The organism is Pseudomonas sp. AC193 (assembly GCF_979258075.1).
Genome location: NZ_OZ409832.1, coordinates 5,985,436 through 5,998,966 on the forward strand (window position 1 = coordinate 5,985,436; position 13,531 = coordinate 5,998,966).

Here is a 13,531-nt window from a genome sequence, read left to right on the forward strand (position 1 = left end):
GCCATGGATCATCTCGTACTCACCGTTTTCGCCCCGGACAAGCCCGGGCAGGTCGAGCGCATTGCCCAATGCATTGCCGAGCACGGCGGTAACTGGCTGGAAAGTCGCATGTCGCGGATGGCCGGGCAGTTTGCCGGGATTTTGCGGGTGGGCGTGCCGGCAGAGGCTTACGACGAATTGGTCGATGCCCTACAAGCATTGTCGACTCACGGCATTCGCGTGTTGATCGCCGAAAGCGGTATCGAACAATCCTGCACCTGGAAACCGATCGCCATGGATCTGGTGGGTAACGACCGTCCGGGGATTGTGCGCGACATCACCCGTTTGCTCAGCGAGCAGGGCGTGAACCTCGAACGGCTGGTGACCGAAGTGCGTCCGGCGCCGATGAGCAGCGAGCCACTGTTCCACGCCGAAGCGATTCTCGCCGTGCCGTTAACCTTGTCGCTCGACGTGTTGCAGTCACGCCTGGAAACACTGGCCGATGACTTGATGGTCGAACTGGTGTTACGCACAGACCTTTAAACGCCAATCAGGTTATCCAGTTTTAACGTGCACCTGCCTGTGGATAACCTGTAGAGACTGCGCGCAAAGCCACGCCCGCCGTGGCTTTGCTGGAGTTGATCAAAAAACCGCCAGCATTCAGTGACTTGCACACAAACGGCGGGGATCACACTGTGGATAACCTTGGGGCGGAACGTTGCAGGCCACGAGAACCGTGGCCTGCGGAGGTTTGTGTGTTTTTTGATCAGCTGCGCCGGCGCAAACTTATCCACGCATCGATGCTGTACACCGCCAGACCGGCCCAAATAAACATGAACGCGACCAGCGTGCTGGACGACAAGTGCTCGCCAAACAGCAGCACCGCTTGCAGCAGCACCAGCGTCGGCGCGAGGTATTGCAGGAAGCCCAGCGTGGTGTAGGGCAAATGCCGCGCGGCTGCGTTGAAACACACCAGCGGCACCAGCGTCACCGGGCCGGCGGCGACCAGCCACCAGGCTTGCGAGGTTGTCCAGAACTCAGGTTGCGCGCTGGTCGCGGTCTGGTTGAACAGCAGCCAGGCGATGGCAATCGGCACCAGCATCCAGGTTTCCACCACCAGACCCGGCAACGCCTTGACTGGCGCCTGTTTGCGGATCAGCCCATAAAAACCGAAGGTCAGCGCCAGCACCAGCGACACCCACGGCAGACTGCCGACCTGCCAGACCTGCTGCGCCACACCCACCGCGGCCAGCCCAACCGCAATCCACTGCATCCGCCGCAGTCGTTCGCCGAGAATCATCATCCCCAGCAACACGTTGACCAGCGGGTTGATGTAATAACCGAGGCTGGCTTCCAGCATGCGTCCGTTGTTCACCGACCACACATACGTCAGCCAGTTGGCCGCGATCAGCGTGCCGCTCAACGCCAGAATCGCCAGACGTTTGGGATTGTCGAGCAACTCGCGCAGCCAGCCCGGGTGTTTCCACACCATCAGCAGCAACGCGCCGAACAGCGCCGACCACAGCACCCGATGGATGATGATCTCGACTGCCGGTACTTCGGCGATGGCTTTGAAATAGATCGGGAACAGGCCCCAAATGATGTAGGCCGTGAGGCCCAGAATGTACCCGCGACGCGGGTTGGCAGCTTGCATGCAGAATCCTTGCTTAGGCAGCTAACAAAGGAGGGGATTGTAAGGAGGTTTGCCAGCGAATGCCGTAGCTGATTGGTCGGGAATGTGTGAACGAAGGATTGAGCCTCCACTGGGGAGGCTTGAATAAAAGCGATCAGATATTATCCGGCGTCCGCGCTTTCTCCCGCGCATGCTCGCGGCTGATCAAGCCTTTGCTCACCAGATCTTTCAGGCACATGTCGAGGGTCTGCATGCCCAGCGAGCCACCGGTCTGAATCGCCGAATACATCTGCGCGACTTTGTCTTCGCGGATCAGATTACGGATCGCCGAGGTACCGAGCATGATCTCGTGCGCCGCGACCCGACCGCCGCCGATCTTCTTGATCAGCGTCTGTGAGACCACCGCCAGCAAGGACTCCGAGAGCATTGAGCGCACCATCGATTTCTCGTCACCGGGGAACACGTCCACCACGCGGTCGATGGTTTTCGCCGCCGACGTGGTGTGCAGGGTGCCGAACACCAGATGCCCGGTTTCAGCAGCGGTGAGCGCCAGGCGAATGGTTTCCAGGTCGCGCATCTCACCGACGAGAATCACGTCCGGGTCTTCCCTTAACGCCGAACGTAATGCCGTGGCGAAACTGCGCGTATCGCGGTGGACTTCGCGCTGATTGATCAAACATTTGCGCGATTCGTGAACGAATTCGATCGGGTCTTCGATGGTCAGGATGTGGTGATGGCGATGGTTGTTGAGGTAATCGATCATCGCCGCCAGCGTGGTCGACTTGCCCGAGCCGGTCGGGCCGGTGACCAGCACCAGCCCGCGCGGGGCATCGGTGATCTTGCGGAAAACATCGCCCATGGCGAGGTCGTCCATACTCAGCACTTTTGACGGAATGGTACGGAATACGGCGCCGGCGCCACGGTTCTGGTTGAAGGCATTGACCCGAAAGCGCGCCACGCCGGGGACTTCGAAGGAAAAGTCGGTTTCCAGATGTTTCTCGAAGTCGACCCGCTGGGTGTCGTTCATGATGTCGTAGATCAACTCGTGCACTTGCTTGTGATCCAGCGGCGGCAGATTGATCCGCCGCACATCGCCGTCGACGCGGATCATCGGCGGCAGACCGGCCGACAGGTGCAGGTCGGACGCGCCTTGTTTGGCGCTGAAGGCCAGCAGTTCAGTGATATCCATAGCGTTCCTCAATTCCAGTAGAATGCCGCGAACCTTCAGACCGCTGGCGCCTCTTGATGTCCACGATAGCAGACAACATTTCCCACGTTGGTTCGCGCATCCAGACCGCGACCCAAGCCGCACACCGTCCTGAAAACAGCGTCCAGTTGCTCGCCGTGAGCAAGACCAAACCCGCCGAGGCCCTGCGCGAAGCGTATGCCGCCGGCCTGCGCGACTTTGGTGAGAACTATCTGCAGGAAGCCTTGAGCAAACAGCTCGAACTGGCTGACCTGCCCTTGATCTGGCACTTCATCGGCCCCATTCAATCGAACAAGACTCGCGCGATTGCCGAGCATTTCGACTGGGTGCACTCCGTGGATCGCCTGAAAATCGCTCAACGTCTGTCCGAACAACGCCCGGCCGAGTTGCCGCCGCTGAACATCTGCATTCAGGTCAACGTCAGCGGTGAGGCGAGTAAATCCGGCTGCACGCCTGACGATCTGCCGGCGCTGGCCGCGGCCATCAGCACTTTGCCGCGTTTGAAACTGCGCGGCTTGATGGCGATTCCCGAGCCGACCGACGACCGCACCGAGCAAGACGCGGCCTTCGCCGCCGTGCAGAAATTGCAGGCGAGCCTCGATTTGCCGCTCGACACACTTTCCATGGGCATGAGCCACGACCTTGAGTCGGCCATCGCCCAAGGCGCCACTTGGGTGCGTATCGGTACGGCCCTGTTTGGCGCCCGCGACTATTCCCAATCTTGAACGTTTGCAGATAAGCGACCACACATGAGCAACACACGTATTGCGTTTATCGGTGCGGGCAACATGGCGGCCAGTTTGATCGGCGGCCTGCGCGCCAAAGGTCTGGAAGCTGCACACATCCGTGCCAGCGATCCGGGCGAAGAAACCCGCGCCAGGGTCAGCGCTGAGCACGGCATCGAAACGTTTGCCGACAACGCTCAAGCCATCGACGGCGTCGACGTGATCGTGCTGGCGGTCAAGCCGCAAGCCATGAAAACCGTGTGCGAAGCGATTCGCCCGAGCCTGAAACCGAATCAACTGGTGGTGTCGATTGCCGCTGGCATCACCTGCGCCAGCATGACCGCTTGGTTGGGCGAGCAGCCGATCGTGCGTTGCATGCCGAACACCCCGGCGCTGCTGCGTCAGGGCGTCAGCGGTTTGTACGCGACCAGCGAAGTGACTGCCGAGCAGCGTCAGCAAGCTGAAGAGCTGCTGTCCGCCGTCGGCATCGCCCTGTGGCTGAACGAAGAACAGCAACTGGATGCGGTGACGGCAGTGTCCGGTTCCGGCCCGGCGTACTTCTTCCTGCTGATCGAAGCGATGACCGCTGCCGGCGTCAAACTCGGTCTGTCGAAGGAAGTTGCTGAACAACTGACGCTGCAAACTGCATTGGGCGCCGCGCACATGGCGGTCGCAAGCGATGTCGATGCCGCCGAACTGCGTCGCCGGGTGACCTCGCCAAATGGCACCACAGAAGCTGCCATCAAATCTTTCCAGGCCAATGGCTTCGAAGCCCTGGTCGAAACCGCACTCGGCGCCGCCGCGCACCGCTCGGCCGAAATGGCCGAACAACTGGGCAAATAAGGAGCCTTACATGATTGGATTGAACACTGCAGCGGTTTACGTGCTGCAAACCCTCGGCAGTCTGTACCTGCTGATCGTGCTGCTGCGTTTCGTGCTGCAACTGGTGCGGGCGAATTTCTACAACCCGCTGTGCCAGTTCATCGTCAAAGCGACCCAGCCTCTGCTCAAACCGCTGCGCCGGATCATTCCGAGCGTGTTCGGTCTGGACATGTCCTCGCTGGTGCTGGCGATTCTGGTGCAACTGGCGCTGATGGCGCTGACCCTGCTGCTGACGTACGGCACCACTGGCAACCCGCTGCAACTGTTTATCTGGTCGCTGATCGGCGTGACCGCGCTGTTCCTGAAGATTTTCTTCTTCGCCCTGATCATCAGCGTGATTCTGTCGTGGGTCGCGCCGGGCAGCCACAATCCGGGTGCTGAGCTGGTTAATCAGATCTGCGAGCCGGCATTGGCGCCGTTCCGCAAAATCCTGCCAAACCTCGGCGGTCTGGATCTGTCGCCGATCTTCGCCTTCCTCGCGCTCAAGCTGATCGACATGCTGGTGATCAACAATCTGGCGGCGATGACGATGATGCCGGAAATCCTCCGTCTGCTGATGTGAGCTGGTTTCGATGGGACGGTGACGACTTGATCCTCGAGTGTCACCTGCAACCGGCAGCCCGCAGCGATGATTTCGCCGGGCTGCACGGTGATCGTTTGAAGATTCGCCTGACCGCGCCGCCGGTCGAGGGCAAGGCCAATGCTTATCTGATGGGTTTTCTGGCCAAGGCGTTTGGGGTTTCGAAGAGCCAGGTGAGTTTGCTCAGCGGTGAGCTGAACCGGCAGAAACGAGTGAAGATTTGCTCGCCGAAGAAGTTGCCGGATTTGCCCGGACTAGTGCGCCCCTGATCTCCTGTGGCGAGGGGATTTATCCCCGCTCGGCTGCGCAGCAGTCGTAAAACCTGCCAACCCGGTTTGGCTGATAGAACGCAGGGGGCGGCTTCGCCACCCAACGGGGATAAATCCCCTCGCCACAGGGGTCGCGTTCGATGAATGAATGAGGCCCGATCGTTGCTTGCCGCTAACCCCCCCGGTCTTTAGACTTACGCCTCATTTCAACGAGAGCAGGGTCGATGCCAACTGCCTTTCCCCCCGATTCTGTTGGTCTGGTGACGCCGCAAACCGCGCACTTCAGCGAACCGCTGGCCTTGGCCTGTGGCCGGTCGCTGGCCGCCTATGACCTGATCTACGAAACCTACGGCACGCTGAACGCGCAAGCGAGCAACGCTGTACTGATTTGCCACGCCTTGTCCGGCCACCACCACGCCGCTGGCTATCACAGCGTCGACGACCGTAAACCCGGTTGGTGGGACAGCTGCATCGGCCCCGGCAAACCGATCGACACCAATAAATTCTTCGTGGTCAGCCTGAACAACCTCGGCGGCTGCAACGGCTCAACCGGCCCGAGCAGCATCAACCCGGAGACCGGCAAACCGTTCGGTGCCGACTTCCCGGTACTTACCGTGGAAGATTGGGTGCACAGCCAGGCGCGTCTCGCTGACCTGCTCGGCATCGGCCAGTGGGCGGCGGTGATCGGCGGCAGCCTCGGCGGCATGCAGGCGCTGCAATGGACGATCACCTATCCGGATCGCGTGCGTCACTGCCTGGCCATCGCCTCGGCACCCAAACTGTCGGCGCAGAACATCGCCTTCAACGAAGTCGCGCGTCAGGCGATCCTCACGGATCCGGAATTCCACGGCGGTTCGTTCCAGGAAGCGGGCGTGATACCCAAGCGCGGCTTGATGCTGGCGCGCATGGTCGGGCACATCACGTACCTGTCCGACGATTCGATGGGCGAGAAATTCGGCCGTGGTCTGAAGAGCGAGAAGCTTAACTACGACTTCCACAGTGTCGAGTTCCAGGTCGAAAGTTACCTGCGTTATCAGGGCGAAGAGTTCTCCGGACGCTTCGACGCCAACACCTATCTGTTGATGACCAAGGCGCTGGATTACTTCGATCCGGCGGCGAACTTCGACGATGATCTGGCGAAAACCTTCGAAAACGCCACGGCCAAGTTTTGCGTGATGTCGTTCACCACCGACTGGCGTTTCTCCCCGGCGCGTTCCCGTGAGCTGGTGGATGCGCTGATGGCGGCGCGCAAAGACGTCAGCTATCTGGAAATCGACGCACCGCAGGGCCACGACGCCTTCCTGATTCCGATCCCGCGCTACTTGCAGGCGTTCGGCAATTACATGAACCGCATCACGTTGTGAGAAAGCCATGAGAGCTGATCTGGAAATCATCCAGGAATGGATCCCCGCCGGCAGCCGCGTCCTCGACCTCGGTTGCGGTGACGGCGAACTGCTGACCTGGCTGCGCGACAACAAGAACGTCACCGGTTATGGCCTGGAAAACGACGCCGACAATATCGCCCAGTGCGTGGCCAAAGGCGTCAACGTCATCGAGCAGGATCTGGACAAGGGGCTGGGCAACTTCGCCAGCAACAGTTTCGACATCGTCGTCATGACCCAGGCCCTGCAAGCCGTGCACTACCCGGACAAGATCCTCGACGAAATGCTGCGGGTCGGTCGTCAGTGCATCATCACCTTCCCGAACTTCGGCCACTGGCGCTGCCGCTGGTATCTGGCGAGCAAGGGGCGCATGCCGGTTTCGGAATTTCTGCCGTACACCTGGTACAACACGCCGAACATCCACTTCTGCACCTTCGAAGACTTTGAGGCACTTTGCCGCGAACGTGACGCGAAGGTCATTGATCGGCTTGCCGTGGATCAACAGCACCGTCACGGGTGGGCCAGTAAGCTATGGCCTAATCTATTAGGTGAGATTGGTATTTACCGCGTCAGCAGCCCGGTGCTTGCCGACCACAAGGTCGCGGTCTGAGCCACGCCATTTCGAGGAGCACGATCATGGGTCGTTTAGCGTTGTTGTTATTGACTGCCTGCCTGAGCGCCAGCGCTCTGGCGGCCGACGTCATCAAGGGTGAGCGTCAGGAAACCTTTGGCGACGTGACGGTGCACTACAACACTTTCAACTCGACGTACCTGCAACCGGACATTGCTAAAGCGGCGGAGCTGATCCGTAGCAAGAATCAAGGCGTGATCAATGTCTCGGTGATCAAGGACGGCAAACCGCTGATCGCCAGCGTCACTGGCACAGTCAAAGACCTGACCAGCAAGAGCGTGCCGCTGAATTTCCGTCAGGTCACCGAACAGGGCGCGGTGTACTACATCGCCCAATACCCGGTGGAACAACAGGAAACCCGCACCTTTGAAATCAAGGTGCAGAACGGCGACAAGATCAACACCATCAATTTCAACCAAGAACTTTTTCCCGGCGAATAATGAACATCAAGCAGCTCGTACTGGCCAGCCATAACGCCGGCAAACTCAAAGAACTTCAGGCCATGCTCGGCGAATCGGTGCAACTGCGCTCGATTGGCGAGTGGAGCAAGGTCGAGCCGGAAGAAACCGGTCTGTCGTTCGTCGAGAACGCGATCCTCAAGGCGCGCAACGCCGCACGCATTTCCGGGCTGCCGGCGCTGGCCGACGATTCCGGTCTGGCGGTGGATTTCCTTGGCGGTGCGCCGGGCATCTATTCGGCGCGTTATGCCGACGGCAAGGGCGATGCGGCGAACAACGCCAAACTGCTCGACGCCCTGAAAGATGTACCGGAAGCCGAGCGTGGGGCGCAGTTCGTTTGTGTGCTGGCGCTGGTGCGTCATGCCGATGATCCATTGCCGATCCTCTGCGAAGGCCTGTGGCACGGGCGCATTCTGACCGCTGCCAGTGGCGAGCACGGTTTCGGTTATGACCCGCTGTTCTGGGTCCCGGAGCGTGATGTGTCCAGCGCCGAACTGAGCCCGGCCGACAAGAACCAGATCAGCCACCGCGCCCGTGCAATGGATCTGCTGCGCCAGCGTCTGGGCTTGAAATGACCCGTGACTCTTCTGCGTCGTCGCTGATCGTCGGCGGCGCCGCTTCTTCGCCTCGGGCGCCGCTGCCAACGCTGCCGCCCTTGTCGCTGTACATCCACATCCCGTGGTGTGTGCGCAAATGCCCGTATTGCGATTTCAACTCGCACACCGCCAGCCCGGTGTTGCCGGAGCAGGAATACGTCGACGCCTTGCTGGCCGATCTTGATCAGGATCTGCACGCGGTTTATGGCCGTGAGCTGACATCGATTTTCTTCGGTGGCGGTACGCCGAGCCTGTTCAGTGCCGAGGCGCTTGGGCGTTTGCTTGAAGGCGTCGAGCAGCGCATCCCGTTTGCCGACGACATCGAAATTACCCTGGAAGCCAATCCGGGCACGTTCGAGCAAGAGAAGTTTGTCGCCTACCGCAAGTTGGGGATCAATCGTCTGTCGATCGGTATCCAGAGCTTTCAGCAGGAAAAGCTAAAGGCGCTGGGCCGCATTCACAACGGTGACGAAGCGGTGCGCGCGGCGGGGATGGCGCGACAGGCCGGGTTCGATAACTTCAACCTCGACTTGATGCACGGTTTGCCCGATCAGTCGCTGGACGATGCCTTGAGCGATTTGCGCCAGGCCATCGAACTGAATCCGACACACATTTCCTGGTATCAACTGACGCTGGAGCCGAACACGGTGTTCTGGAATCAGCCGCCAGTGCTGCCGGAAGACGACACGTTGTGGGACATTCAAGAGGCCGGGCAGGCGCTACTGGCCGAACACGGTTACGCGCAGTATGAAGTCTCGGCTTATGCACAGGCCGGGCGACCGGCGCGGCATAACCTCAATTACTGGAGTTTTGGCGACTTCATCGGCATTGGTGCGGGCGCGCATGGCAAGTTGAGTCATCCGGACGGGCGCATCGTGCGGACGTGGAAAACCCGTCTGCCGAAGGATTACTTGAATCCGGCAAAAAGCTTTCAGGCCGGCGAAAAAGCGCTGACCAATGACGAGATGCCGTTCGAGTTTCTGATGAACGCTTTGCGCCTGACTGCAGGCGTTGAATCGCGCCTGTATCCGGAGCGCACTGGCCTGTCGCTGGAAAGCCTCGCTGAAGGCCGGGCAGCGGCAGAACAAAGCGGTCTGTTGCAGGTCGAACCGTCACGTCTGGCGGCCACCGAGCGTGGACAGCTATTCCTCAACGACTTGCTGCAACAATTTCTGAACTGACTTCAGTCAAGGGAAAACGCATGGATTTGATACTCGACCTGCTCGCCACCGTCTCCCGCTGGAGCCGCAGCAACCTCTCGGAAATCGCCTTGGCGCTGGTCGGCTGCCTGCTGGTGTTGTTCGGCGCCGACTTCAAAGGCTGGGTCGAGCAACGCCTGGGCAGCATCGCCGGCGCCTTGCGCGTACCGCTGATGTCGCTGCTGTGCGTGATCGGCAGCGGCGCGGCGCTGATCTACGCCACGCCTTGGGTGATCAAGGGTCTGAGCCAGTTCAACAACTACAGTTTGGCGCCGGTGTTGTTGGTGGTACTGGTGCTGATCGGCGTGGTTGCTGATCGCCGCTGACTTGTCAGCCGATTGACCGTTCCTACGCTTCGCGTGGGAACAATCAGATCAAAAGATCGCAGCGTGCCGCAGCTCCTACAGCGCGTGGTTCTTCCTTTTTTACTGTTAGTCAGGGACGTTCATGAGTAAAAAAACGCTGGACGAGACAAGCAAGTTTCTCAGCTTCGTGTTGCGTCACGAGCCTCAAGCGATTGGTCTTACGCTGAATTCGGATGGCTGGGCAGATATCGACGCACTGATTAATGGCGCTGCGCGTGACGGTCGTAACCTCGATCGCGATTTGATTGAAACGGTGGTGGCAAGTAGCGACAAAAAGCGTTTTGCGATTTCTACTGACGGCTTGTGCATCCGCGCTGTTCAGGGCCACTCGACGAAGACTGTCGAGTTGCAGTTCGACGAGAAGCACCCACCGCAAACGCTGTATCACGGCACCGCGACGCGTTTTCTCGATTCGATCAATGAACAAGGTTTGATCGCTGGATCACGCCATCACGTGCATCTTTCGGAAGAGATCGCCACTGCCACTTCCGTAGGTCAACGCTACGGCAGCGTAGTGGCTGCCCTCGCAGTCGCCACGCAGCAGATGCTGGAAGAAGGCTTCAAGTTCTATCAGGCCGAAAATGGCGTCTGGTTGACAGAGCAGGTGCCCGCTCGATTTCTTGCGCCCCTGTAATCTCCTAATACACAAAACAACTGTGTGAGCGAGCCTGCGCGCGAAGGCGTCTTAACATCCAACAACATCGTTGATTGTCAGACCGCTTTCGCGAGCAGGCTCGCGCCCACTATTGGGCGTTGGTTCAATGATTCTTCGATCAGCGGCTCTGCGCCTGAAGGATGGCCTTGAGGCCAACGGAATCCTTGCAGCCCAGCGCTATCGCTTTATCGAAGTGTTCGATATTGCCGCTGTCGCGCATATCGCTGCCGTTCACACGTGTCAACGCGAGTATGTAGTAGGCCTCAGCCCGGAACTGGTCTTCGGACAATACCAAGCCAGTTGCGCGGGCTCGCATGGCGGCCATCGGCCCGACCTTGTCGGCAGGCGCCCCGTTTTCTTCGAAACACAGCGAACGTTTGGTCTGCAACGGATAGTCGTCAGCATGCGTATCAGGCTTGAGCAGCAACTGCTCGAGAGACTGCAAGAATTTCAAATGATCAGGATTTTGCGCATCAAATCGTTCATACGCTTTGTCACACAAATGGTAATAGCCCACCGCCGCCGCTAACAATCCAGCATCCATGGCCTGCTGATAAAGACCACAGGTCTGTAAGCGCGTCTGCTCGGAAAACATCGGGTTGTCCTGCAGGCTGGCCAGAAAATAGGTGGCCAGCGTGTGCCCGCCGTCCGATGCATGCTTGAGGTTGTCCACAAGAGCCTCGAGATCACCTTCGGCAACGCGCAACTGTTCAGGGGTGTATTGCACGCTTTCCCCGGCGGCCTCACGCTTGATCCGGTCATTCGCGTCGCGCTCGATCTTTGCCGCCGTTCTCTGCGCACTCGCGAAGTATTCCTCGGGGCTGACTACCCGTTCGCACGCTGCGCAACAAATGAGACCCAGAACCAGCGTGCAGGCAAAAATGGCTTTCAAGATTTGTCTTCCTTTACAAATGGGGGCCTCGAGCTTTCGGCGGATCATAGCCAAACTTGAGCAAACTCCAGAAACAACTGTAGGAGCTGCGGCACGCTGCGATCTTTTGATCTTGATTTGAAGATCAAGAGATCGCAGCGTGCCGCAGCTCCTACAGGGGTATCGCGTAGGACTCAGGACAGTTTTTCGAACTTCAGGTGCCACACGCCGTGGCCAAGACGTTCGCCGCGGCGTTCGAACTTGGTGATCGGGCGTTCGGCAGGGCGCGGTACACACTTGCCGTCTTCGGCGAGGTTGCGGTAACCCGGCGCGACGTTCATCACTTCCAGCATGTATTCGGCATACGGTTCCCAGTCGGTGGCCATGTGCAGAATGCCGCCGACCTTCAACTTGCTGCGCACCAGTTCAGCGAACGAGGCCTGAACGATACGACGCTTGTGGTGGCGGCTCTTGTGCCACGGATCCGGGAAGAACAGCATCAGGCGATCGAGGCTGTTGTCGGCGATGCAGCGGTTGAGCACTTCGATCGCGTCGCAATCGTAGACCCGCAGATTGGTCAGGCCTTGGGTCAGCACGCCATTGAGCAGCGCGCCGACACCCGGACGGTGAACCTCAACGCCAATGAAATCCTGATCCGGTGCCGCTGCAGCCATTTCCAGCAGCGAGTGGCCCATGCCGAAACCGATCTCCAGCGAGCGCGGTGCCGAACGGCCGAACACTTGATCGTAATCCACCGGCGCGTCGGCCAGCGGCAGCACGAACAGCGGAGTGCCTTGATCCAGACCTTTTTGCTGGCCTTCGGTCATGCGCCCGGCGCGCATCACGAAGCTCTTGATGCGGCGGTGTTGGCGCTCGTCGCCTTCTTCCGTCTGGATAGGCGTGTCGTTCGATTCAGTCATCAATGGCTCTTACTTGATCAGACCATCCAGCGGCGAAGAGGCGCTGGCATAGAGTTTTTTCGGCATACGGCCAGCGAGGTAGGCCAGACGGCCTGCAACGATGGCGTGTTTCATGGCTTCAGCCATCATCACCGGCTGCTGAGCGTGGGCGATGGCCGAGTTCATCAGCACCGCATCACAACCCAGTTCCATGGCGATGGTTGCGTCGGACGCAGTGCCGACACCGGCATCGACCAACACGGGAATCTTGGCTTCTTCGAGGATGATCTGCAGGTTGTACGGGTTGCAGATCCCCAGACCGGAACCGATCAGACCGGCCAGCGGCATCACTGCGATGCAGCCGATTTCTGCCAGTTGACGGGCGATGATCGGGTCATCGCTGGTGTACACCATCACGTCAAAACCTTCCTTGACCAGCGTTTCCGCGGCCTTGAGGGTTTCGATGACGTTAGGGAACAGAGTCTTCTGGTCGGCCAGGACTTCCAGCTTCACCAGGTTGTGACCGTCGAGCAGCTCACGCGCCAGGCGGCAGGTGCGCACGGCTTCGATGGCGTCGTAGCAACCGGCGGTGTTCGGCAGGAAGGTGTAGCGCTCCGGCGACAGCACGTCGAGCAGGTTCGGCTCGCCTTCGATCTGACCGAGGTTGGTGCGGCGCACGGCGAAGGTGACGATCTCGGCACCCGAGGCTTCGATGGCCTGACGGGTTTCTTCCATGTCACGGTACTTGCCGGTACCAACCAGCAAACGCGACTGGTAAGTACGACCGGCCAGCACAAAAGGCTTGTCGCTACGAACGATGCTCATGGGGAATCCTCTTTAGGAGTGAGGGTCTTGCAGAATTCTGTGCCCTTGCGGGCCGCCCGCTTAGCCGCCGCCGATGGCGTGCACGACTTCAACGTTGTCGCCGTCGTTGAGCGTGGTGTCGGCATGCTGGCTGCGCGGGACGATATCCAGATTGAGTTCAACTGCCACCCGGCGTCCGGTCAGTTCCAGACGGGTGATCAGGGCCGCAACGGTTTCACCGTCGGGCAGTTCAAGGGATTCGCCGTTCAACTGAATGCGCATGCGCAATGCCGCCATCATTTTTAGGGGCTGGCATTCTAGCCCGATCAGACAGGGTGACCCAAGCCATTCGTCTTGAAACCCGCTGCCCCGCTGAAATGCCCAGGCCCGTGTAGG

General features: G+C 59.5%; 18 protein-coding genes. 12 read left to right on the forward strand and 6 right to left on the reverse strand.

Annotated features, from left to right (window positions below; genetic code table 11):
* The first annotated feature begins 3 nt into the window (after positions 1-3).
* Entirely contained in the window at positions 4-522 is a 519-nt protein-coding gene (locus tag ACZZ0D_RS26850; protein ID WP_400648734.1) for a glycine cleavage system transcriptional repressor, read from the forward strand.
* A 223-nt stretch (positions 523-745) separates the two neighbouring features.
* Here the strand turns inward: ACZZ0D_RS26850 and rarD are convergent, their stop codons facing one another.
* Both rarD and ACZZ0D_RS26860 read right to left on the reverse strand, forming a co-directional pair.
* Positions 746-1,633, reverse strand: a complete 888-nt coding sequence (rarD, locus tag ACZZ0D_RS26855; protein WP_463554689.1) for an EamA family transporter RarD — start codon at positions 1,631-1,633, stop codon at positions 746-748.
* A 133-nt stretch (positions 1,634-1,766) separates the two neighbouring features.
* On the reverse strand, positions 1,767-2,801 hold the full coding sequence (locus ACZZ0D_RS26860) for a type IV pilus twitching motility protein PilT (protein WP_212545015.1): 1,035 nt from the start codon (positions 2,799-2,801) through the stop codon (positions 1,767-1,769).
* Between the two features lie 56 nt (positions 2,802-2,857).
* Here ACZZ0D_RS26860 and ACZZ0D_RS26865 point away from each other — a divergent pair, with 56 nt between their 5' ends.
* From ACZZ0D_RS26865 to ACZZ0D_RS26915, 11 genes are all read left to right on the forward strand, one after another.
* Positions 2,858-3,544: a YggS family pyridoxal phosphate-dependent enzyme gene (locus tag ACZZ0D_RS26865; RefSeq protein WP_463554690.1), complete on the forward strand. Its 687-nt coding sequence runs from the start codon at positions 2,858-2,860 to the stop codon at positions 3,542-3,544.
* Positions 3,545-3,568: 24 nt separating this feature from the next.
* Positions 3,569-4,387, forward strand: coding sequence for a pyrroline-5-carboxylate reductase (proC, locus tag ACZZ0D_RS26870; protein WP_463554691.1), 819 nt, complete (start codon positions 3,569-3,571; stop codon positions 4,385-4,387).
* Between the two features lie 10 nt (positions 4,388-4,397).
* Complete coding sequence (locus ACZZ0D_RS26875) at positions 4,398-4,988, forward strand: YggT family protein (protein WP_053124487.1); 591 nt, start codon at positions 4,398-4,400, stop codon at positions 4,986-4,988.
* Complete coding sequence (locus tag ACZZ0D_RS26880) at positions 4,985-5,275, forward strand: DUF167 domain-containing protein (protein ID WP_008083790.1); 291 nt, start codon at positions 4,985-4,987, stop codon at positions 5,273-5,275. Before ACZZ0D_RS26875 ends, ACZZ0D_RS26880 begins: the two co-directional genes overlap by 4 nt.
* Before the next feature lie 224 nt (positions 5,276-5,499).
* Positions 5,500-6,639 (forward strand): homoserine O-succinyltransferase MetX, encoded by a 1,140-nt coding sequence (metX, locus tag ACZZ0D_RS26885; RefSeq protein ID WP_053124485.1) that lies wholly within the window; start codon positions 5,500-5,502, stop codon positions 6,637-6,639.
* Between the two features lie 7 nt (positions 6,640-6,646).
* A complete protein-coding gene (gene metW / locus ACZZ0D_RS26890; RefSeq protein WP_053124483.1) occupies positions 6,647-7,267 on the forward strand; it encodes a methionine biosynthesis protein MetW in 621 nt (206 codons plus the stop codon).
* 26 nt (positions 7,268-7,293) lie between these two features.
* Complete coding sequence (locus tag ACZZ0D_RS26895) at positions 7,294-7,728, forward strand: DUF4426 domain-containing protein (RefSeq protein ID WP_053124482.1); 435 nt, start codon at positions 7,294-7,296, stop codon at positions 7,726-7,728.
* The gene (rdgB, locus tag ACZZ0D_RS26900) at positions 7,728-8,321 is read left to right on the forward strand and encodes an RdgB/HAM1 family non-canonical purine NTP pyrophosphatase (RefSeq protein ID WP_218959280.1); all 594 of its coding nucleotides are present in this window, start codon (positions 7,728-7,730) and stop codon (positions 8,319-8,321) included. Before ACZZ0D_RS26895 ends, rdgB begins: the two co-directional genes overlap by 1 nt.
* Positions 8,318-9,523: a radical SAM family heme chaperone HemW gene (hemW, locus tag ACZZ0D_RS26905; protein WP_463554692.1), complete on the forward strand. Its 1,206-nt coding sequence runs from the start codon at positions 8,318-8,320 to the stop codon at positions 9,521-9,523. The genes rdgB and hemW overlap by 4 nt, the downstream gene beginning before the upstream one ends.
* A gap of 20 nt (positions 9,524-9,543) precedes the next feature.
* Positions 9,544-9,867, forward strand: coding sequence for a DUF3392 domain-containing protein (locus tag ACZZ0D_RS26910; protein WP_127930116.1), 324 nt, complete (start codon positions 9,544-9,546; stop codon positions 9,865-9,867).
* Positions 9,868-9,988: 121 nt separating this feature from the next.
* Positions 9,989-10,540 (forward strand): RNA 2'-phosphotransferase, encoded by a 552-nt coding sequence (locus ACZZ0D_RS26915; RefSeq protein WP_463554693.1) that lies wholly within the window; start codon positions 9,989-9,991, stop codon positions 10,538-10,540.
* Between the two features lie 139 nt (positions 10,541-10,679).
* On the opposite strand, the gene ACZZ0D_RS26920 is transcribed toward ACZZ0D_RS26915, so the two are convergent.
* The 4 genes from ACZZ0D_RS26920 to thiS all read right to left on the reverse strand — a co-directional run bounded on the left by ACZZ0D_RS26920 (position 10,680) and on the right by thiS (position 13,417).
* The gene (locus ACZZ0D_RS26920) at positions 10,680-11,453 is read right to left on the reverse strand and encodes a hypothetical protein (protein WP_463554694.1); all 774 of its coding nucleotides are present in this window, start codon (positions 11,451-11,453) and stop codon (positions 10,680-10,682) included.
* Positions 11,454-11,626: 173 nt separating this feature from the next.
* Positions 11,627-12,352, reverse strand: a complete 726-nt coding sequence (gene trmB, locus ACZZ0D_RS26925) for a tRNA (guanosine(46)-N7)-methyltransferase TrmB (protein WP_463554695.1) — start codon at positions 12,350-12,352, stop codon at positions 11,627-11,629.
* A 9-nt stretch (positions 12,353-12,361) separates the two neighbouring features.
* The gene (locus ACZZ0D_RS26930; protein ID WP_007913621.1) at positions 12,362-13,156 is read right to left on the reverse strand and encodes a thiazole synthase; all 795 of its coding nucleotides are present in this window, start codon (positions 13,154-13,156) and stop codon (positions 12,362-12,364) included.
* 60 nt (positions 13,157-13,216) lie between these two features.
* On the reverse strand, positions 13,217-13,417 hold the full coding sequence (thiS, locus tag ACZZ0D_RS26935; protein ID WP_122604433.1) for a sulfur carrier protein ThiS: 201 nt from the start codon (positions 13,415-13,417) through the stop codon (positions 13,217-13,219).
* Between the last annotated feature and the right edge of the window lie 114 nt (positions 13,418-13,531).